This is a genomic window from Faecalicoccus pleomorphus DSM 20574 (assembly GCF_000420345.1).
GTDB classification, from domain to species: domain Bacteria; phylum Bacillota_I; class Bacilli_A; order Erysipelotrichales; family Erysipelotrichaceae; genus Faecalicoccus; species Faecalicoccus pleomorphus.
Window position 1 is genome coordinate 95,946 of sequence record NZ_ATUT01000003.1, and the last position, 21,109, is coordinate 117,054.

Genomic DNA, 21,109 nt, shown 5'->3' on the forward strand with positions numbered 1-21,109 from the left:
TAGAGGTTTCATATTTCCCGTTCACTTGGCATAGGTTAGTATTTTCGCAATACTTCTTTATGCTCCTCTGCCATTATGCCGGAGGATCTGATTCATCAAATTCCTAGTGTATTTCAATCTTTACGGGAAGGTTAAGCTTCCCTTTTTTTATCTTCTGCGATCAAAGCTTTCATCGTTTCCACAGCACAGGAAAACATCGGATGAAGGTTATGATCCTGTGGATTGGACAACCCTTGTTTTTCTCGTTCCTGATTGGCAATTGCCATAAACATCGCGCCGGCACGAACATGTAATGCGGAAGCAACGATAAACAACGTACTGCTTTCCATCTCCGAACAGATCGTACCTAAAGCACAATACGCCTGCCAGTTTTCCGCAAGGCGCTTTCCAACCGGCGATTTCAAAGGCTCATGCTGGCCATAAAAGCTGTCTTTACAATGTGCTACCCCAACATGAAAGCGTAAGGAAAGCTTTTGCGCACTTTGTACCTGGGCTTGTAAAACAGAAAAATCAGGTACAGCCGGAAACTCGATTGGTGCATATTCCCGACTGCATCCTTCAGCTCTTATCGCACCACTGGCAATACATAGATCGCCGCCTTTGACATCTAAGGCCATTCCGCCACAGGTGCCCAGACGTAAAAACGTATGTACCTTGCATCGAACCAGCTCTTCTATGGCAATGGCCGTAGAAGGTCCGCCGATTCCAGTGGAAACTACACTGACTTTTGTGCCATCTAAAAAACCTGTATAAGTGACATATTCCCGATTTCTTTGTACAAAGTGGGCATCCTGTAAATACTTTGCCACTTCTTCTACCCGTCCGGGATCCCCGGTCAAAAATACATAGCTTCCTATTTCTTCTTCATTGACACCAATGTGATATTGCACACCAGCCCCTTGTGTATAATCGATCATAAACGCACCTACTGTATTTGAAATTGAAGATAATAAACATGAGGATGAAACATGATGGTATTAAAGCCATAGGCATCACAATCATCAAATTCTCCATCCCAGTCATTATTTAACGTTTGCCAAAGCACTTCTGCCTGCTCTTTTTCCAATTGTACGGTAGAATAGAACTCCATACAATTCATCAAAGAAGGCTGTTCTCTGGATGGTGAAAAAGACAGATCCGGACAATATGAACGAAGCTGTTCTTTAATTTCTTCCTCTATACCTGTATCTTCTGTATCTATGACCACATGCAGACGAACTAACATTGACCATCCTGCTCCAAAATATAACGACAGAATTTTTTCAAGTTCTGATCATTTTCTAGAGTAATGACTTTACCCATACTCAAATTTAAAGCCGCAATGCGGATGTCACCATCCACAACGGACATATTTAAAGTACCTGTCACATTTTCATAGAATATGTCATATAAATAGCTTGTTCTTTCCTCATTTGCCTTTTTCGACTGTTGTTCAAAGTGCAGGCCTTTCTTATTTTTTAACATAACACGAATAGCACCGGCACCACTGGATGGAATTGATTTTGACATATTGGCCTCCTAATGTTTTTCTGCCTCAAACGTAATTTGAATTCCTAAATTGGAATATACTGAAGCATCGACATGCGCTACATCACATGTGATATGCGCCTGTGTTCCCTTTAACTGTTTTAACTGCTCCATCGCCTTTTGGGCAAGTGGATTAGATTGAGCGCTCAAGCTTAACGCAATCAAAATTTCATTGGTATGCAGTCTTGGATTGACACTGCCTAAGTATTTCGTCTTTAACTTCTGAATCGGACCAAATGCTTCCGGCTCAATCAACAAAGCTTCATCTTCAATACCGGCTAAATGCTTGATCGCATTCATCAATACTGAAGAGCAGGCGCCCATCAAATGCGTTGTCTTTCCGGTAACGATCGTACCATCTGCCAATTCTAAGGCCCCACTGAAAGAATGAGATTCCTTTTCTTTTTGACGAGCCGCCACAACACATTTTCGATCTTCTTCACTGACACCGGCCTGTTTCATGACCATTTCCTGTTTATGTACTTCTTCTTCCTTACATTGCTCACGAACAAATCGTGTTTTGGAATTAAAGTATCGGCGTATGATTTCCTGCTTACTGGCATCCTGGCAGGCTTCATCATCACTGATACAGAAACCGGCCATATTAACGCCCATATCTGTTGGTGATTTATAAGGACTTTCTCCGTAAATGGCTTCAAAGATATTGCGTAATACCGGGAAAATTTCAATATCACGGTTATAGTTGACTGTTACTTTATTATACGCTTCCAAATGAAATGGATCGATCATATTCACATCGTTTAAATCCGCTGTGGCTGCTTCATAAGCCAGATTGACCGAATGTGTCAAAGGCAGATTCCAGATCGGGAAGGTTTCATATTTCGCATACCCAGCTTTAATACCATGTACATGATCATGATACAGTTGAGAAAGGCAAGTAGCCATTTTTCCTGAACCCGGCCCCGGCGCCGTTACAACGACCAAAGGACGTTCTGTCTTGATGTAATCGTTTTTACCAAATCCATCTTTAGAAATGATCTTCTGTGTATTCGTCGGATAGCCATCGATATAGTAGTGATAATAACAGTTGATCTTACGACGTTTCAGCTTCTGTTTGAAACTGTCTGCCAGATTCTGACCAGTATATTGCGTAATGACAACACTGCCTACAAATAAGCCAACCTTACGAAATTCTTTGATCAGACGAAGAACATCTTCCTGATAAGTAATTCCCAGATCCTGGCGCACTTTATTTTGTTGGATATCTTTTGCCGAAATGACGATAACGATTTCCGCCTGATCTTTTAACTGCAGCAGCATCTGAAGCTTGCTGTCGGGTTCAAAACCCGGTAATACTCGGGAAGCATGATAGTCATCAAATAGCTTACCGCCAAATTCCAAATACAACTTATCACCAAATTGTCCGATTCTTTCTTTTATATGCTCAGACTGCATGGCCAAATATTTTTGATTGTCAAATCCAATTTTCATCTATTTCACCTCAAATTTTCAATGTCTATTCTATCACATACAGGCGTTGAATGCACAAAGAAAAAGGTCGTACTTGACGACCTTATGCATTCTCTTCTGCCAGATTTGATATCATCTTTTCATCCATCATTGTTTCATGAAGACTGGCATCAATTTTATCGATTTCTTCAGCCAGATTGACCGCATGATCATTGATTCGATCATAATCCGTTAAGATTCTGGAGAAGGCAATTCCCAGTTCGCTGGAAATGCTCTTGTCTTTTAAGCCCTGGATCTGAGCTGTTCTCCATTCTTGTGTGTTCTCATCAATCTGATTGTTGTAGTCATCTGCCTTTTGCAGATTAAAGATATAATCATACATTTTAAATGTACGTTTTTTCATCTTACGTAGAATACGTTTTTCGTTTTCGCTCATCTGTTCTTTTGTCGTCACCAAAGCTTGACGATCCATGTTGATCGCATAATCACTGATACGTTCAATATCAACTAACATCGTATAATATGCCGTCAGTGCTTTGGATGTTTCCATATTCAGATTGGCATTTCCAAAGGCATCAGAAATATATTTGGAAATGGCGCTATTCAAGAAGTTAACAGCCGCTTCTCTTTTCTGAATCGATTTGGAACGATCTTCTTTATAGTTGATCAACTGATCAAAGGCATCCGATACATTGGTATAGGCAAGTTTCATCATGCGCATGACTTCATCATTGACCTGCTGCACATTGATGGCCGACTGACCAATCAGCTTATTACTCTTTGGTAATGGCTGCAGATAAATCAAACCTTCGGAATCCACAGACAGCTTTTCACTTGGAAGAACGTGCTGGGCAAAAGCTGCTAAATAAGTTCCAAACGGCAACAACAACAGTGTGGTGACCACATTAAACAACGTATGCATATTGGCAATCTGTTGAGCTGCATTATCCGGTGACCATCCGGCCACAACCGAAGTGAGTGGTGTCAATAAACATACCGTAGTAAAGATGATTGTACCGATGATATTAAAACTCAAGTGAATAATCGTTGTCTGCTTGGCTTCTCGGCCTGTACCAATCGATGCCAACACAGCGGTGATACATGTACCGATATTTTGTCCAAACAATACGAATACGGCTCCATCCAAACCAATCAAACCGCTTCGTGCCAATGCCTGTAAGATACCAACAGAAGCGGAAGAGCTCTGAATGATGGCGGTAAATACAGCACCCACCAAAATACCGATGACCGGATTGGAGAAATTCGTGATCAGTGAAATAAAGGTTTCGGATTCACGTAATGGCTCCATTGCGGTGGACATCATATCCATACCAATAAACAAAATACCCAGACCGGCAATGATCGACCCAAAATAATGAAGCTTTGGATTCTTTAAAAATACGATCAATACGACACCGGCAAAGGCAATCAGCGGTGCAATCTCACTGACATTCAGTGCCACCAGCTGTCCGGTGATGGTCGTACCGATATTGGCACCCATGATGATCCAAACAGCCTGCTGCAGGCTCATCAAACGGGCATTTACAAATCCAACAACCATGACTGTTGTAGCACTACTGGATTGAATGATGGCTGTGATCACAGCCCCCACGATAACACCAAGAATACGATTGGATGTCAGCTTTTCCAGGATGGTCTTCAACCGGTCACCGGCTGCTTTTTCCAGACCATCGGACATCATCTGCATCCCATACAAAAACAGGGCCAGTCCTCCTAGTAACCCCAAAACCAAAGATATGTCCATAACTCTCTCCTCATCAACGTCTAAATTGATAAAATTGTATGATAGCGCAGTGCGCATATCCTCTTACATAATAAAAGGCAAAGCTATGGATTGCAATAAAAATTTTTACAAAAGATTAACCAAACCTTAATCTCTTCTTAACAAAACTATTTACCGGAACTTCCTAAACGACCTGATCCTCTCTGGGATTCTATCTGTTGTAAGGCTTCATAGGAAATCTCTTCGCTCTCTAAAGAAGGCATGACTAAAAGCACACCTTGACAAATGGCTTTTTCATAAGGATAGATCAAAATTTGTTCTTTTTCATAGTCGCTCCATGTATCGACTACTTCTTTTTTCGCAATGCGAATCGGCTTATTATTGACATTGGTTACCGGCGCCATATATTCGCCACGATAGCCTGAATCAATAACACCGCTGCGCTGTGCCAAGCCTTTGGTACCGGAAGAGCCTCTTTCCTTTAGAATCAGCACATAATTCGCATCAAAGGCACTGGCCACCCCTAAAGGTACCAGCTTGGTCGTCAAAGGGGCAATCTCTATATAATCTTCTTCAAAACAAGGATACAGATCATAACCGGCATCTTCTTCTCGTTTTGTCGGAATGATCGCCTGTTCTTTTACTTTTGCCCAATAAATTTTATTCATGATCTTTCAATTCCTTTCCATAGATCTCTACTAAATCGTTCAAACAATATCTGGCATTGGCTGCTGATGTAGAAGGACACACCACGATCGGTATATCCTTATAAAACTTTTTCATTAATGCAGCACTCGTTTTTCCGTTACAGATCACTTTTTGTATTGAAGCGTGTTCTTTTAAGAGTTGTTCAATATCATTTGGCATCACATCTCGTATGTCCGCATCCGCACTAGTCTTACGTAAACACGAATGACAAACATCCCACAAGGCAATCTGATTTTGTTTTAATAGAAGTAAGCGTTGTTCAATTGTGTCTGCTTCCTGATCAAAGATCACTTCTAACATCTTCCAAAAGCGATTGGTCTTATTGGCATAATAAAACGATTGTTTTAGACTTTCCACGCTTGGCATGGAGCCCAGGATCAAAATGTGATCATCTGGATGCGTGATGGGATCAAAACCTATGATTCGCGACATATTCCAATCAAATCATACGTCTTTGCTTCTGTAATCTCTACAGATACGAAGCTTCCGATTTCCAGTTCTCGATCCGATGTAAAAATGACCTGTCCATCCACTTCATCCGGTGCATCAGCTTTGGAACGTCCACGATATCGGTTCTTTAACGCTTCTTTTTCTTCGACAAGGACTTCAATCACAGATCCTACTTTTTCCTGACTTTTTTTACGAGATATTTCTTCCTGTATAGCCATCAGTTTCAATAAACGACGGTTGGCCACCTCTTCATCGATTTGTCCGTCCATCGAATATGCCGGTGTGTCTTCTTCTTTGGAGTATGTAAAAGCACCCATACGATCCCATTCAATATCCTGAATGAACGAAACCATCTCTTCAAATTCTTCCTCGGTTTCGCCAGGAAAGCCAACGATCATCGTCGTACGAAGTGTAGGTTGATCAAACATCGAGCGTATTTTCTCAACCAGTACTTTGACATCTTCCTTGGTTCCACGACGATTCATCGCTTTTAACAATCGCGTATTGGCATGCTGCATAGGAATATCAAAATACGGTAATACCTTGTCACATTCCTTCATCGCCACTAACAGTTCATCATCGATTTCATCCGGATACATATACAAGATACGAATCCAGTGCAGTTCTTCTACCGCATTGACTTCTCGAATCAAATGGGCCAGTTGTAAGCTTCCATAGTTATCCAAACCATATTTAGTCGTATCCTGGGCAATCAATGTCAGCTCTTTTACACCGATCGAAGCTAAATGTCGGACTTCTTTCATGACTTCTTCGATTGACTTGCTTCTTTGATCCCCACGAATCAGTGGAATGGCACAATATGTACAATGATTGGAACAGCCATCACTGATCTTACAATACGCCCGATATGGCAAAGATGTCAGCACTCTTTGATCTGGTTCTATATTTTTATCAAAAGAGCCATCCAGCACCTTTTCCAAACGCTTGGCAAATTGTCCATAATCACGAATCGGGATCACCGCATCAATTTCCGGGATTTCCTCTTCCAGACTTTGTGTATAACGCTGGGCCAGACAGCCACAAACGATCAGCTTCGTTAAATTCTTCTCTTTATATTTAGCCATTTCAAAAATCGTCGAAATGGATTCTTCCTTAGCCGATTCAATAAAGCCACATGTATTGATGATGATCACATCTGCCAGTGCCGGATTGGAAATGATCTGATGCCCGTTTGCCTGCAGCATTCCCATGATTTCTTCCGAATCCACCAGATTTTTACAACATCCCAGTGATACAAATCCTATTTTCATTCTTCATCCTTCTTTCGATAAATCATACGATTTTCCAAGGCAAAGACACGTGGCCCAAACTGCCCCGGCTTTGTCTGCTCCAGACTCTGTTTCATCATATATAAGCGTGAATCCAGATTATCCAACAAGTTTAAGACTTCTGCTTCCGGAATCATCGGTAAAACCGGTGATCCAAATTCCATCTTTCCATGATGACTTAATATCATGTGTTTCAACAAAGTCACACACTCTTCATCCTGTACGCCTTCTTCCCTGGCTACCTGATCGATATAGGATGCCATGATACTGATGTGACCCAGAAGATTTCCTTCCATCGTATATTCCGGCAAGACCGGTTGTGATAGTTCAACGGTTTTTCCGACATCATGCAGCAGGACACCCGCATACAAAAGATCGGCATCCAGCCAAGTATATTCGCTAACTACATGCTTAGCCATACGAAGCATGCATAAAGTGTGGTAGGCAAGTCCTCCCACAAAATTATGATGATTCTTGGTAGCTGCCGGATAGCTGTAAAATTCTTCCTGTTTTTGATCTAAAATACGCAAAACGACCTTCTGAAGCGTCTCATTTTTCATTGCTAAGACCACTTCCATGATTTCTTCTTCCATTTCTGTTTTGCTCATGGGCGCATTTTGTACATAATCATTGACATTTTTTCCTTCCAAAGGAATCAGCTTACGCACACGCAATTGGATCGCATTGCGATGAAATAAGATATCACCATGCGCTTCTACGACCATTCCTGTCGTATATTGTGCAATCATTTCCTCTGTCAGATTCCAGAATTTAGCATCCAATGTACCACTTGAATCTTCTAAAGCCAGTGAAAGATATGGTGTATTCTTAGCTGTCTTTCCTCTTTCACATCGGGCAATCAAACACTCTAAAGTAATCGGCCCTTCTTTTACTATATCCTTTATCATTTTGACTCACTTTCTAATACTTCATCGATCTGCATGACAGAAAACCCTTTACGCAGACAATAAATACGAATCTTATTGGTTCTTTTCGGCTCTTCCAAAGATGCATACATACGCTTTGCCTTTTTTAGACTAAGATATAAAGCTTCCTTTTCATCTCCATCCAGTTCAATGGAATCACCGGCTTGTTTGGCCACATCGACCGAATATCCCTTTGAGATCAATTTTTGTATGATCGTCTGTCTTTTCAAGCGATCGCTTTGTTCACGGATCGTAGCCATGATACGCTGGGCACTTTTCATGGCCGCATTCAGCTCATCTTCCTGCTCCACCTGCGCACAGGCTTCTTCAATATAAGACTGTGCTACACCGGCTTCTTTAAGTTTGGAAGCAATCTTCTTTTTCCCATATCCATACGTAGACCAAACCTGTACTTTGTCTAAGGCATATTGACGATCATCGATCCAATGACGTTTCTCAAATTCCTCTACAATACTTTCAGCTTCTTCCTGACTGAGATCCAGCTTTCGCATAGCCGTTTTTTTAATTTGATAGACTGTATGATCTTTTTGAAAGACCTTCTTTTTTAATATGCTGTACGCTTTATAGTAATTCTGCATTGCCAGATAGTCTTCTACGATATAGGCATCCAGTTCCGTTCGCAAAGCAATTTTTAAATCAAAATAATCATCGACCGGCAATCGTAATGTCACCGGTTCTTCATCACTGTCTCGTTTTAAGGTCAGCTTCACAAAATCATCGACCATCTTTACCTTTTCTACGGTAAAGGCACGATGATACGAATCGATGGCCTGTTCATAGACAGCTAATGCCTTAGAGGCAAACATGCTTGTCGAATATGGCTTTGTCTTTTCTACACATTGTACCTGCATTTCTTGTTTTTCCTGATCCGATAAAGAAAAATACGTTTCCCATTTGCGCAACAATTCTTCTTCATCATCAAAGTAATAGCCGGTCTGTCCTTCTTCCAACAATTCACTTAACACCTCATCACGACGCCCAAAGATCGGCAATCCGGTTGCCAAAGCTTCCAAGTACGTCATGCCTTGTGTTTCGGTCAAAGAAGCGGAAACAAAACAATCAAAAGCCGCATAGTAATAGGCAATTTGTTCCTTGGGTTTCTTCCCTAAAAAATGAACACGGTCTTCCACATTACACTGTGCCGCAATTTCTTTGTAGTAGTCTTCATCGGTCCCTCCACCAACTATGACCAGATGCAAATGTGGATCGCTGCTTTTGGCGATGGCGCGAATAGGCATATCAATGGATTTTTCTTTGGCGATACGACCGACAAAGACAACGACATGCTCTTCTTTTCGCAGGCCGATTTCTTCCCGAAGATGTTCGATACGCTCTTGGTCCAGCTTGTCTTTTTCAAACAAAGAAAGATCCAACCCGGTAGGCACGATGTAAATAGGAGTCGTCACACCGTATTGGATCAAAGCTTGTTTTGTCTTTTCACTGGGAGCGATCACAGCCTGTGCCCCATTTCCCAACATTCGTGATAGGGACTGTACGGCTTTACGTCCCATCTTTTCTATTGTTTCGATATCCAGAGGATTGACATAGTGCGTATAATCCTCATACATCGTATGATACGTATAAACAAGCGGAATATGTAGTTGTCTTGCCATCTGACGGGCAAAGATGCCTACACCGGCTTCCGTTTGTACATGAATCACATCCAGATTCATATCGCGAATATATTTTTCCGCACCGATCTGAATCGGACTGGACATCTTATATCCATAAAACTTTTTAAGCTCCAGTCCTCCCAAACGAAGAACATGGTCCTCCATCACAATATTTGTTCCTTTATGATTGGATACGACATAAACAGTATGCCCTTTTTTCTCCAAAGCCTCTTTTAACGTCGCAACACTGCTGACAACGCCATTGATATCCGGCAAATAGGCATCTGTAAACAATCCTATGCGCATAAACCCTCCTAATGTATCTGAATGGAATCTTCTTTTCCTTTCGATTCTTTTCGGATGTAATAGTTTTTAGCACCCATAAAACAGATTCCACCTAATAATAAAACAATATGGTATGTCGAAAAACGCCACAGGATCATCACGGCACTGGTCAAAGTGCCCATCAAACCTGTAAACAATAAATTAAATACAACTTCGGTTCCGCCACTGGCACCCGGAATCGGAATAAAGCTATTGGCCATGGTAACAAAGCTACTTAATGCGATCACATCCAACAACGAAGAGATTCCCAACGGAATATGAAGGGCCAAACCGATAAAATACGGCAATGAAAACAACAGCGTTAATCGTACTGTATTGATCAGGGCACAAATGATGATACGTTTGATATCCGTAGAAAGACTCTTGATTTCCTTTGTGAAGGAAGTCATCTGCAGATTCCAGGAATCTCTTGTCTTTTCCGGATTCTTTAAGATGTGCAACTTTCCTAACAGACGGGCAAAAAAGCCGGCCAAACGAATATATACCTTAGGAAACAGCGCCATGGTATAAAGCGCCAATATGACGATCGCATTGACCGCATAGCCCAAAAGAATCACATTAAACCATGCCGATTGGGCACTGTAATAGCCAAACCGCAGCAGAAACAAAATCGTCACATAGATCATCATCGTCGTCTGATAGATGATAAAATCAGCCCAGAGAAGACTGGCCGCATCCGATACCTTCATTCCTTGTTTGTTCATGATATAAGCCTGGGCAAACTGTCCTCCGGTACTGCTTGGGGTAATGCCCGCAAAAAAAGTACCGACAAATGCGACCAGAATTCCTTTACCCACCGAATACTTATGAACATATTTTCTTCCCAGAACAAAATACACAAATCCCCATACGACCGTATAAAGGATACCCCAGCATAAAATAATCACCAGAGAAAAGATATTGATTTGTGAGATTGCTTCCAGAACTTCTCGATAATTATCTTTTAAGGCAAACCATAAAACGCCAATCGTTAATAAGAAGATAATCAGAAAGTTCAGCACGTATTTACTTTTTTTCATGATCGTTTCTCTTTTTTTACTTTCTTTTTCTTATTCTTGTTTTTCTTCTTTTGACGAAGCGCATACTGTTTTTCACCATAAGCGCTTAAATAAAACTCACGCCACATTTGAAGAACATGCTCTTTTGAGTAAAACTCACTTAAAATTTGTGATTCCAACTGATACTTCGCATAGATTTCCGGATCTTGTTTTAACTTGTTCAAACATTGTACAAAACCATCGTTATCACTTGCCTGCATATGATGCCCAAATAAAATGTCTTTGTACAACTCCAGATCTCGTAAGACCAAAGGTGTTTTAAAGTTGATGGCTTCCAATATCGTCATAGGAAATAACTCGTTATAGCTTGGCACAAACAAGACATCGGACATATTGTAAAGCGCTACCATTTCCTCACGAGGGACGATTCCTAAAAACTTAACATTTTCCGGCGGATTTTTTTGCAGCTTGTGTAATTCCTCATAGCCTTCCGTAATCACACCAAAAGAGAAGCCACCAGCCCATACAAAGGTTGTATCTGGCATTTTTTTAGCCACTTCCACAAAATCCAGTACACCCTTTCGCGTTTGAACCTGACCGGCTCCTAAAACGACAAAAGCATTCGAATCGATTCCCAATTTTTCACGATACGCATCTCGTGCCTCTTTCCCTAAAGGATGAAACTTTTCTTTGGAAACATAATTAGGAATATAGTACACATTTTCTCTGGGGATTCCCAGCTTCACAAGATCTTCGATGAAAATGGGATTGACCACAACCAAACGATCAGCCGATTTATAAAAAGTAATCAGATAGTTTGAGAAGATCTTGAAGAACGGCGAAGGAATCTTCAAACTTTCATCTACTGTTTGCGGTAAAAAATGACAATAGGCGATGTTTACAGCCTTTTTATCTTGCATCTTTACAAAAAATGTAGGATCGATCGTATGAAAATGCTGGATATCCGGTTTACTGGTCCAATCATTGATGGTTACATCAAACAAGTCATTCGCACCTTCCTTGATCAAGGATACCTGTTCTTCATAAGCACTACCAACGCCCTGTCCATCAATTTTATCGGCACTGGAATACATAATCAGTTTTAATTTTGCGTTTTTCACTGTAACACTCGCTTTCGTTTATCCTATTATAACAAATAACTCCTAGAAAGGAAAAGCGCCTATTTATCGCTACAATAAACAGGCGCTCTTCCGGAAAGTTTTTAAGAAAGGGAATTTTGATTATGAAGTGAGCCTCTATCCTTGGCTCGGTTATACTATACAAAACAATATTGAGATTGTTATGGACAGAATATGTGAGAGTTTGTGATAGTCATTTAAACTATTTTACAAGCCCACTGATTCCCTTTTTTGCCTCTTCAATCAAGGTTTCCTTTAACAAATGCAAATCTTCAATGTGATCCTTTTTAAACACCGCTTCTAAAACCATCGGCATGTTCATGCCACCGATAACGATGGTCTGCTCCTCCCGATTCTTGTTTTCCAAGACCGAAAGGGCATTAAGGATCGGCGAGCCGCTCAGGATATCCGTCAGTAAAATGATCTGATCGTTTTCCGGAATTAAAGAAAATACTTTTTCACATTCTTCCATAAAAAGACCGGCATCCATATCCTGCTTCAAACAGATTGAATACACTTCTTTTCGATCACCGGCAATCATTTTCACAACAGAATGCATACCTTGCGCCAATTCACCATGACTTATCAATACAATATTTCGCATAATCTTTCCTACTTTCTCTTTTTCTCTTTTTTCCACTGGGTTTGTTTTTCCTGAATGATCTTACCGATCTTATACGTACAGGGAATCTCCTGACTGCCGGCACTGATCACCAGATAGCTTTTCTTAAATAAACCTTCTTTAAACTGTATATCGCGCAAAGCCTTAAACCGATAAAACGTATCTTCATAAAAGAAACCATCTTTGGCAAAGGAACAGCGATATCGAATGCGATTATCCACTGCCAAAGCCAGAAATAAGATGCCCAGGCAAACATAAATGACTGTATAAGATGCCTCGATGCCTGTGGTTAAAGTAACGCCGCATACAATAAAGATCAACACGGCCAAAACGATCATACCAACCATTGGCCATAACGATAGATCGATATCCTCATGATTCGAATGAGCGCTTTGAAACTCCTGCAACGTTTTTTGATAGCGTTGATATCGCCTGGCGATTTCATAGATTGTAAACAATGAAATTCCGATAAATAATATGGTGACGATAATGCTTATAATACTGTTCCCTTCCATATTGCTTCCTTCCTTTTTCTGACATTATATCATTTTGAAAAGTAAATATGCTACAATGGCGTAAAAGAAAGAAGGAACTTTATGGAAACGGAAAATAATATAGAACTTATGAAGCGTTTAAACAGCTCTTCCATGTATCTTCAAAGCAACGATATGAAGGTAACCGAGGTCAGAGAAGGCTATGCCAAAGTGGAGATGATCATCGATGAGCAAATCTTAAACGTGCATGGCTTTGTACATGGCGGCGCTTTGTTTTCACTGGCTGATACTGTTGCCGGAGCTGCCAGCTTTGCCAGTGGAAGAGACAGTGTGACACTCACCGGAACGATCAACTATATCAAACCCGGAAAAGGTGGAAAACTGATTGGTATTGCACAGGAGATCAGTCGGGGAAGAACGACCGGTGTCTATGAAGTCTTTATTTTTAACGATCGAAACACCCTTTTATCTCGTGCTACCTTTACGATGTTTTTCTTAGATTCCGATCGAATCAAAGCCAAAAAAGTACAGGAACATGCCCAAAAATAGACGATGCAACCGCTAGTTGACAAAGTTTCAAGCCTGTTTGGTGGTCTGCTACTAGATTTTTTGATGTAATAAAGCCATCAAGGAGGGCAAAATTATGATATTCGCCGATAAAATTATTCAACTTAGAAAAGAGAGCAACTGGTCTCAGGAAGAACTGGCCAGTCAGTTAGGAGTATCGCGCCAATCCATATCCAAATGGGAAAGCGGCTCCTCGTTACCAGATTTAGATAAGATCATCAAATTATCACAGATCTTTGATGTATCGACCGATTACTTATTAAAAGATGAAATGGAAGAAGACACCTCTGCTCCTTCTTTAGCAGAACCACCAAAGTTTTCCAAATGGGGTACAGAAACCAAGCGAAAGGTTTGTAAGGTTTCCTTAGAAGATGCCGACCTATTTTTAAAAGCACAGCGTAAGTACGCCTTTAAGATCATGATCGGTGTCGTGCTTTGTATTTTGAGTTTTTCTTCTGTGATTTGTATTTCCGCACTGGCTGAACAAAAAGTGTTACCTCTTTCTTTGGAAGCCGGGGAAGCACTGGGAGCGGCATCCTTATTTATCTTTGTTGCGATTGCGGTCGTTGTTTTTGTGACATCGCACTTAACTATGAATAGATTCAAATATTTAAGAAGCGAAGAATTAGAGCTTCTGTATGGTGTAGAAGGTATCGTAGAAAAGAAAAAGGAAGAGTTTCGTTCCATCTATACCGCCTGCATCGCTTTTGGAATCATGTTATGTATATTAAGTATTCTTCCACCCATTTTTGCCGATGGTTTCTCTGTACCGTTCATAGAAATCCAAGGTGCTTCCATACAGGTAGAAGCACAGGGACAAGGCTTGTTTGTTGCCTTAGCGCCGGCATTGATGCTCTTGATTGTTTCTGCCGGTGTAGCCCTGATCGTATATGCTATCATCGTTCAATCCGGATTTGATGTTCTTTTACAAACCGGAGAACATACGACCAATCAAAAACAAGCCGATCAGATCATGCAGCCAATCGCTTCTTTGTTTTGGATCAGTATCACGATAATCTATTTGCTCCTATCTTTCTGGACAGGAAATTGGGAGTATACTTGGATCATTTGGGCTATCGCCGGTTTGATCTATTCTCTACTTTCCGCATATGTAAAATATTTTAAATCCTAAGGCCTATATTCAGGTCTTTTTTTATTGGAGCATATTCATTGTAATCCCTAGTGAAATACTATATTATCTCTATATCGAGATAATGACCAAAACAATAAACAGGTCATAATTGGAGGTGGATTTTTGGAAAACAGGAACGCAAAGATTTTGATTGGATTATCCCGTAATGTTCATGCCCTGCATAGACAAACGGCACAGCTGCTTTTGAAACACCATATAACGCTCAGCCAATTTGGTGTCTTGGAAGTCTTGTACAGTAAAGGTGATCTTCGTATCGGAGAAGTACAAGATAAGATCCTTAGCTCTACCGGAACTATGCCAACGATCTTAAAAAACTTAGAACGTCGACAGTACATTCAAAAAATGGTAGATCCACAAGATAAACGAGCCACAAAACTGCATCTTTTAGACAAAGGAAAAGACCTGGTGGAAAAAGTCTTACCGGAAAATCTAAAACAAATTGAACAATACTGTTCGCATCTATCTGAAGATGAAAAAGAAGAATTGATTCATTTACTAAAAAAACTGGGAGGAAAATAAATATGGAAAGAAAAGTACAAACAAAAATCAAAGGCTATCGCACAGTTGATGGAGCCGGTGTCAGCTTAGTTCGAGTGCTGGGAAATCAAACGATGGAAGAATTTGATCCTATTTTGATGTTAGATTCTTTTGACAGCACGAATCCTAAAGACTATATTGCCGGTTTCCCAATGCATCCGCATCGAGGGATTGAAACCATCAGTTATTTATCACGTGGAAAAATGGTGCATCGCGATACGTTAGGAAACGAAGAAGCCATTAGTGATGGTGAAGTCCAATGGATGAATGCCGGCTCCGGTATTCTGCATGAAGAAATGGTACCAGCTGCCGATCGTTTATTAGGCGTGCAGCTGTGGCTAAACTTACCCGCTCATGAAAAAATGAGTCAGCCAACCTATCACAGTATTAAAAAAGAAGAAATCCCGGAAGTCTCATTCGATGCCGGAAAGATTCGTGTTTTAGCCGCATCGTACAAAGATATACAAGGTTATAAAGGAGAACATTGGCCCATCGATTATTATGATATTCACTTTGATCAAGAAGGAAGCTTAGAACTATCCACCGAAATGGATGATTTTGTCATGATATTTACTTTATTAGGCGATGTGATTGTAGGGGATACTCTCATTGAAGAAAAAACAGCAGTTCGCCTAACACCAGGTACATCCATTCATTTAAAGAGTCATCATACTCCCTCGCAAGTTCTTTTTATTCGTTCTAAGCCATTAAAAGAACCTATCGCCTGGGCTGGGCCAATTGTTATGAATACACAAAAAGAACTGGAACAGGCATTTACCGATCTGCAGACTGGACAGTTCATCAAAGAAAAGGCACAATATTGATAGATTAAAATGTTCTATGTGAAATATTTCCAAGACAAAAAGGAGATGAAATTATGATTAAAATTCAATTTGAACCCGAAAAGCATCGCAGTGCAGCTTATGACCAAGAAAAGTGTATCGGTGAATGCACCTACACAACGGGCATCCCCGATGAGTGGAATATCAATCATACTTTTGTCGATTCAACTTATGGTGGACAGGGAATTGCCGGTCAATTAGTTGATCGGATCGTATCCGAAGCCAGAAATCGTCACATCCTCCTTTATCCGACTTGTTCTTATGCCAAAAAACGCATAGAAGCAAACCCGGATCATCAAGAGCTATTAACAACACATTAAAAAGAAGCACGAGCCAGAAACTCGTGTTTTTTTGCCATATTTTCACACACTATTTTGTGTGATGATAACTCTGTATAAATCTTAGGCTCAAGAAAAACCAAATCCCTATGGATATCCATTGTGAAGTGGATAAAATCCATATTCCTCTTTGTGGATCGCCTCGCCAAAATTCTAATAGAAAACGCCCTATGGAATAAAAAACCAGATAAGCATATAGACGATTTTCTTTATAAAATTGAAGGAAAAGAAAAAGTAGAAATTCCATGCCAGCTTCTATCAGCTGTACCGGAATACGATTTGTTTCCATGGGATTGGCATAGACGGAGAAAGTAGGAAGTCCGAGAAATTCACTTTCCGCGCCATAACAACAACCGCTGAAAAAACAGCCGATACGAGCAAAGGCATGAAATAAAGGAATCATCGGTACTAAAACGTTTGTCTGTCCATAGGAATCTTTATGAAATTCATGGCAATAGAAAACACTTCCTATGATAGCCCCTAACAGACCTCCATAAAATACAAAACCGGAAGAAACATAGTAGATCCATTGGTCCATATGGGCCGAGATTTCCGGTAAAGAAACTAGAATATAGAGAAGTTTAGCTCCTACCAATGCGCCGATTCCGGCATAGCACAAAAGATAGGCGGACTGTTCTCTTTGTGCTTTAGGAATACAAAACAAGCCATAGATTAAGCAGGCAAAGGCTCCACACAGTGCAAAAAACGCATAGGAAGAAAGCACTATAGGTCCTAATTGAATTTGTGCCATAGACAAAAAAAGAGCACAATGGCTCTTATTGTAGTGAAGCTCCTACACTGGCTAGTCCGCCTAACAGACAAGCACAGGCGACAAAGCCCACAGCACATAATACGGTTCCGATAATGGAGCATACAAATCCGGCCGTAGCAATGCCTGTTAGGTTTTCATTTCTTGCCTTGATGGAAAGAATAATACCAACCACGCCACAAATCAGCCCAAAAATAGCACCATACGCACCAAAGAAAATCAATACAATCGATACGATTCCAAGAACCAGTCCCGCAATCGCTTTTCCATTTGATGGTTGTTCATTCATAATATTTCCTACTTTCTACACATTCAAATTAAATACATATGTTGGATCATCACTGAAGATATCCGCATATACATTTAGTTTTAAACCTGTATCTCCTGCCGGTTCTTCAAAACATAACTTACCGGATACATTACCTCCGGCAGCCAAATCACCGGAATTCAATTCGTTTTCTAAATCAACCACAAAAGCTGTGGATTCTTCCTGTCCCTGTGAATTTAACATCTTAAAGTAGTAAGGGTTATAATCAATTTTTTCATCCGATCCATTTTCAATTGTTACAGACACGATTACATATTCTTTTCCAGATTCTGGCGTGTTATAGCTAAAACCGGAACTTCTTTCTACACCAGTGACGGTGTATTTTACGCCATCTACATCCGCTGTTTCATTGACTCCATACTCTGATTTCGTTTCTTGTTCTTCTACTTCTTTCTCATCTGCCGAATCATCTTTACTTGATGTATCCGACGGTCCACAAGCCGTTATTCCAAACACCATAGCACTACAAAGTAAAGCATATCCTAATTTCTTCATCACAAAATCCTCCTTAGTACTTTTACCCCTTTCCATGAGCCAAATCTGTCAAACAAAGGGAATAAAAAAACTTCTGCCTGCCTTAACTATAGACAATGCAGAAGTAAAATTGTTATGCTGGCAGCATCATATCAAAAAGAGATAAGATACCGATTCCTATCACCAAAAGAAGAAAATACATCAAGGAAAGTATGCCCCATCGTATGAGTGGTAAATCATATTTTTGTACTTTATGGCGATTACAGATGACTAGTTCTAAAAGGGCTAAGACTAAAAAACATGCGATTAAATACAAGCTATCATGTTTAAAAGACGTATTCTTTTGTATATTGATCGATAAAACAACACAAATACTAAAAATCCATCCGATCCAGGAACCAACCTTCCCCTTACGACTTCGATTATTGATGCCCGGAAATATCCATCCAATTTCCTGAAGCTCGGCTTTTAACTGCGCCGCACTTTGAAATCGATCTTTAGGATCCATACTCAAGGTTTTTCGAATGATTCTTTCAAAACGTCCCTTTACACTTAGATCCAACCGTCCTGTCAAAAGTACCTGCAAGAGTTTCCCACAGGAATAAACATCACTTTGTACGCCGGTTTGGGCAAATCCAAACTGTTCCGGTGCCGCATAACCGACACTTCCTAATAATGTTGTATCTCTTATCTTTGAAGGATCGTAAAAACGGGCAATATCAAAATCAAATAAGATGACTTTTCCATCTTGATAAAAAATATTTTCCGGTTTGATATCCCGATGGATGATCGGCGGATGAAATTGATGAAGACACGTTAAAATGTCGCACAGCTGACAAACAATATTGACCGCTTCCTTTTCTGAAAATGGAAGCAACTCGGCCAGTGTAGGCGCCTGGATGAACTCTTCTGTGATAACTAACCATTCTTCTTCAATTTGTATATCGTATATCTTCGGTATTCCCTGTATCGGATGTTCCTGCAGTGTTTTATACACAAAATAATCGGCATGCTTCATCTTTCGCTGCACAAAAAAAGTCTGATCCATTTTGTTTTGTATCAGATAAATTTTCTTCGTGTCTGTGTCTTTAAACGTACTAACGATTTTAACTAAAGAGGGAACCATTTTTATTGCCTGATTTCGTTTCTTATTTTACCATACTTTTAAGAGGTACTTATTATGATTTCAACAACACAACTTATCACCCTTTTAAATCAAAACACTCCATTAGAAAACATTTTAGAAATTATTCCTGATTTAGACTTTGTTTCTTACTTGGAAGCTTGTCTGGAAAAGAAAGGACTTAAAAAAAGTGAAGTGATCGCACAAACCAATATGCAGAAAAATTATGCGTATCAAATTTGTAATGGCACTAAAAAAGGAAGTAAAGATAAGATCATTCAGCTGGCTTTGGCCATGCATTTGGATTTACATGACACCAATAACTTGTTGTCGTTAAGCAATAATGGCTTATTGTATGCCAAGGTAAAAAAAGATGCGATCTTGATCTATGCTTTACAACATCACTATAACTTATTCAAGACCAATGAGCTTCTAATTGCCCAAGGTTTTGATGCATTGGATTAAAAAAGTACTGAAACCATTTTAGATTTCAGTACTTTTTCTATTTAAATGAATTTTTAAAACGCTCAAACGGGCTTTCCTTCTGCCCTTTACGAAGCTGTTCATATAAGTCACGTTCTTTACGCGTCAGCTTCTTTGGAATTTCAATCATCACTTCAACAAATTCATCACCTGTTTGACGAGAAGTTTTGACACCTTTACCTTTCAAACGAAATTTTGTATTAGGCTGTGTTCCTTCCGGAATTTTCAACTCGACATCACCATATACGGTCGGTACCTGTACACTGGTTCCGATTGTCGCATCCAAAGCACTGATTGGTACTTTGATATAAATATCGTTTCCTTCGCGTTTAAAGGTAGAATGTGGCTGTACGATGATTTCGATATAGAGATCCCCATTAGGTCCACCGTTGGATCCACGTTCTCCTTTGCCTGCGATACGAATCTGTTGACCGGTAGAAATGCCGGCCGGAATCTTGATATCCAGCTTTACGCGTCTATGTTCATAGCCCTTGCCATGACATTTGTGGCAAACATGCGTAACTTTTTTACCGGTTCCATGACAATCCGGACAAACGGACTGCTGCTGAATCACACCAAACATACTTCTTTGTTGTGTCATGACATAGCCGCTACCATGACATGTCGGACACGTCTGTACATCTTCAGGATGTTCGGCTCCACTGCCATGGCAATGCGAACATTGTTCATCCACTTCTAAAGTAATGGTTTCGGTTTTGCCAAAGATCGCATCCATGAAATCGATACGCATCTGCATATAGCGATCCTGCCCCTGACGAGGCTGATTGGCACTTCTTCGGGAGGAACCTCCAAAGCCAAATCCGGAGCCTCCAAAGAAAGAACCGAAAATATCATTCAAGTCCCCAAAGTCACTGAATCCACCCTGGAATCCGCCCTGACCAAAGGCACCGTCCATACCGGCATGTCCAAACTGATCATAACGGGCACGTTTATCTTTATCGCTAAGGACCTCGTAGGCTTCATTGATCTCTTTAAATTTATCTTCAGCCCCTGGATCCTTGTTTACATCCGGGTGATACTTCATGGCCAACTTTCGGTAGGCTTTCTTGATCTGATCCTCTGTGGCATCTTTGGCAACGCCCAGTACTTCATAATAGTCTCTTTTTTCAGCCATGATTTCCCTCCTTATCTCATGATAAAGTTCTAGCAGCAGCTAGAACTTTAAAA

General features: G+C 40.4%; 25 protein-coding genes. 6 read left to right on the plus strand and 19 right to left on the minus strand.

What is annotated here, in order from left to right; translation table 11 throughout:
* Window positions 1-131 precede the first annotated feature (131 nt).
* The 14 genes from udp to G413_RS0102940 all read right to left on the minus strand — a co-directional run bounded on the left by udp (window position 132) and on the right by G413_RS0102940 (window position 13,328).
* Complete coding sequence (udp, locus tag G413_RS0102875) at window positions 132-917, minus strand: uridine phosphorylase (protein WP_022789434.1); 786 nt, start codon at window positions 915-917, stop codon at window positions 132-134.
* Between the two features lie 8 nt (window positions 918-925).
* Entirely contained in the window at window positions 926-1,225 is a 300-nt protein-coding gene (locus G413_RS0102880; protein ID WP_022789435.1) for a hypothetical protein, read from the minus strand.
* Window positions 1,219-1,509: a hypothetical protein gene (locus G413_RS0102885; protein WP_022789436.1), complete on the minus strand. Its 291-nt coding sequence runs from the start codon at window positions 1,507-1,509 to the stop codon at window positions 1,219-1,221. The genes G413_RS0102880 and G413_RS0102885 overlap by 7 nt, the downstream gene beginning before the upstream one ends.
* A gap of 9 nt (window positions 1,510-1,518) precedes the next feature.
* Window positions 1,519-2,979 carry a DUF1846 domain-containing protein gene (locus G413_RS0102890; RefSeq protein WP_022789437.1) on the minus strand — a complete coding sequence of 487 codons (1,461 nt, stop codon included), beginning with the start codon at window positions 2,977-2,979 and terminating at the stop codon, window positions 1,519-1,521.
* 82 nt (window positions 2,980-3,061) lie between these two features.
* Complete coding sequence (locus tag G413_RS10785; RefSeq protein ID WP_022789438.1) at window positions 3,062-4,723, minus strand: Na/Pi cotransporter family protein; 1,662 nt, start codon at window positions 4,721-4,723, stop codon at window positions 3,062-3,064.
* A gap of 146 nt (window positions 4,724-4,869) precedes the next feature.
* Window positions 4,870-5,370: a dCTP deaminase/dUTPase family protein gene (locus G413_RS0102900; protein ID WP_022789439.1), complete on the minus strand. Its 501-nt coding sequence runs from the start codon at window positions 5,368-5,370 to the stop codon at window positions 4,870-4,872.
* Window positions 5,363-5,842: a DNA-deoxyinosine glycosylase gene (locus G413_RS0102905; RefSeq protein ID WP_022789440.1), complete on the minus strand. Its 480-nt coding sequence runs from the start codon at window positions 5,840-5,842 to the stop codon at window positions 5,363-5,365. The genes G413_RS0102900 and G413_RS0102905 overlap by 8 nt, the downstream gene beginning before the upstream one ends.
* The gene (gene rimO / locus G413_RS0102910; protein ID WP_022789441.1) at window positions 5,827-7,131 is read right to left on the minus strand and encodes a 30S ribosomal protein S12 methylthiotransferase RimO; all 1,305 of its coding nucleotides are present in this window, start codon (window positions 7,129-7,131) and stop codon (window positions 5,827-5,829) included. The genes G413_RS0102905 and rimO overlap by 16 nt, the downstream gene beginning before the upstream one ends.
* On the minus strand, window positions 7,128-8,057 hold the full coding sequence (locus tag G413_RS0102915; RefSeq protein ID WP_022789442.1) for a 3'-5' exoribonuclease YhaM family protein: 930 nt from the start codon (window positions 8,055-8,057) through the stop codon (window positions 7,128-7,130). Before G413_RS0102915 ends, rimO begins: the two co-directional genes overlap by 4 nt.
* Window positions 8,054-10,015: a glycosyltransferase gene (locus tag G413_RS0102920; protein WP_022789443.1), complete on the minus strand. Its 1,962-nt coding sequence runs from the start codon at window positions 10,013-10,015 to the stop codon at window positions 8,054-8,056. The genes G413_RS0102915 and G413_RS0102920 overlap by 4 nt, the downstream gene beginning before the upstream one ends.
* An 8-nt stretch (window positions 10,016-10,023) precedes the next feature.
* Window positions 10,024-11,073, minus strand: coding sequence for a lysylphosphatidylglycerol synthase transmembrane domain-containing protein (locus tag G413_RS0102925; RefSeq protein WP_022789444.1), 1,050 nt, complete (start codon window positions 11,071-11,073; stop codon window positions 10,024-10,026).
* Window positions 11,070-12,173, minus strand: a complete 1,104-nt coding sequence (locus G413_RS0102930) for a glycosyltransferase family 4 protein (RefSeq protein ID WP_022789445.1) — start codon at window positions 12,171-12,173, stop codon at window positions 11,070-11,072. The genes G413_RS0102925 and G413_RS0102930 overlap by 4 nt, the downstream gene beginning before the upstream one ends.
* A gap of 220 nt (window positions 12,174-12,393) precedes the next feature.
* Window positions 12,394-12,795, minus strand: coding sequence for a PTS sugar transporter subunit IIA (locus tag G413_RS0102935; protein ID WP_027969011.1), 402 nt, complete (start codon window positions 12,793-12,795; stop codon window positions 12,394-12,396).
* Window positions 12,796-12,803: 8 nt separating this feature from the next.
* A complete protein-coding gene (locus tag G413_RS0102940) occupies window positions 12,804-13,328 on the minus strand; it encodes a DUF986 family protein (RefSeq protein WP_022789447.1) in 525 nt (174 codons plus the stop codon).
* Window positions 13,329-13,409: 81 nt separating this feature from the next.
* Here G413_RS0102940 and G413_RS0102945 point away from each other — a divergent pair, with 81 nt between their 5' ends.
* The 5 genes from G413_RS0102945 (at window position 13,410) to G413_RS0102965 (ending at window position 16,726) form a co-directional block, all read left to right on the plus strand.
* Window positions 13,410-13,856: a PaaI family thioesterase gene (locus tag G413_RS0102945; RefSeq protein WP_022789448.1), complete on the plus strand. Its 447-nt coding sequence runs from the start codon at window positions 13,410-13,412 to the stop codon at window positions 13,854-13,856.
* Between the two features lie 94 nt (window positions 13,857-13,950).
* Window positions 13,951-15,006: a helix-turn-helix domain-containing protein gene (locus G413_RS0102950; RefSeq protein WP_022789449.1), complete on the plus strand. Its 1,056-nt coding sequence runs from the start codon at window positions 13,951-13,953 to the stop codon at window positions 15,004-15,006.
* Between the two features lie 123 nt (window positions 15,007-15,129).
* A complete protein-coding gene (locus G413_RS0102955) occupies window positions 15,130-15,546 on the plus strand; it encodes a MarR family winged helix-turn-helix transcriptional regulator (RefSeq protein ID WP_022789450.1) in 417 nt (138 codons plus the stop codon).
* Between the two features lie 2 nt (window positions 15,547-15,548).
* Complete coding sequence (locus tag G413_RS0102960; protein ID WP_022789451.1) at window positions 15,549-16,388, plus strand: pirin family protein; 840 nt, start codon at window positions 15,549-15,551, stop codon at window positions 16,386-16,388.
* A gap of 50 nt (window positions 16,389-16,438) precedes the next feature.
* Complete coding sequence (locus tag G413_RS0102965; protein WP_338066702.1) at window positions 16,439-16,726, plus strand: GNAT family N-acetyltransferase; 288 nt, start codon at window positions 16,439-16,441, stop codon at window positions 16,724-16,726.
* Window positions 16,727-16,775: 49 nt separating this feature from the next.
* Here the strand turns inward: G413_RS0102965 and G413_RS10790 are convergent, their stop codons facing one another.
* The 4 genes from G413_RS10790 to G413_RS11695 all read right to left on the minus strand — a co-directional run bounded on the left by G413_RS10790 (window position 16,776) and on the right by G413_RS11695 (window position 19,363).
* Window positions 16,776-17,495: a prolipoprotein diacylglyceryl transferase gene (locus G413_RS10790; RefSeq protein WP_022789453.1), complete on the minus strand. Its 720-nt coding sequence runs from the start codon at window positions 17,493-17,495 to the stop codon at window positions 16,776-16,778.
* Between the two features lie 25 nt (window positions 17,496-17,520).
* Complete coding sequence (locus tag G413_RS10795; protein WP_022789454.1) at window positions 17,521-17,802, minus strand: hypothetical protein; 282 nt, start codon at window positions 17,800-17,802, stop codon at window positions 17,521-17,523.
* 15 nt (window positions 17,803-17,817) lie between these two features.
* A complete protein-coding gene (locus G413_RS10800) occupies window positions 17,818-18,336 on the minus strand; it encodes a DUF4352 domain-containing protein (RefSeq protein WP_022789455.1) in 519 nt (172 codons plus the stop codon).
* 112 nt (window positions 18,337-18,448) lie between these two features.
* Window positions 18,449-19,363: a serine/threonine protein kinase gene (locus tag G413_RS11695; protein WP_162138393.1), complete on the minus strand. Its 915-nt coding sequence runs from the start codon at window positions 19,361-19,363 to the stop codon at window positions 18,449-18,451.
* A 132-nt stretch (window positions 19,364-19,495) separates the two neighbouring features.
* Between G413_RS11695 and G413_RS0102990 the strand changes: the two genes are divergently transcribed.
* Window positions 19,496-19,903 (plus strand): hypothetical protein, encoded by a 408-nt coding sequence (locus G413_RS0102990; RefSeq protein WP_022789457.1) that lies wholly within the window; start codon window positions 19,496-19,498, stop codon window positions 19,901-19,903.
* 37 nt (window positions 19,904-19,940) lie between these two features.
* Here the strand turns inward: G413_RS0102990 and dnaJ are convergent, their stop codons facing one another.
* Entirely contained in the window at window positions 19,941-21,056 is a 1,116-nt protein-coding gene (gene dnaJ, locus G413_RS0102995; protein WP_022789458.1) for a molecular chaperone DnaJ, read from the minus strand.
* Window positions 21,057-21,109 lie beyond the last annotated feature (53 nt).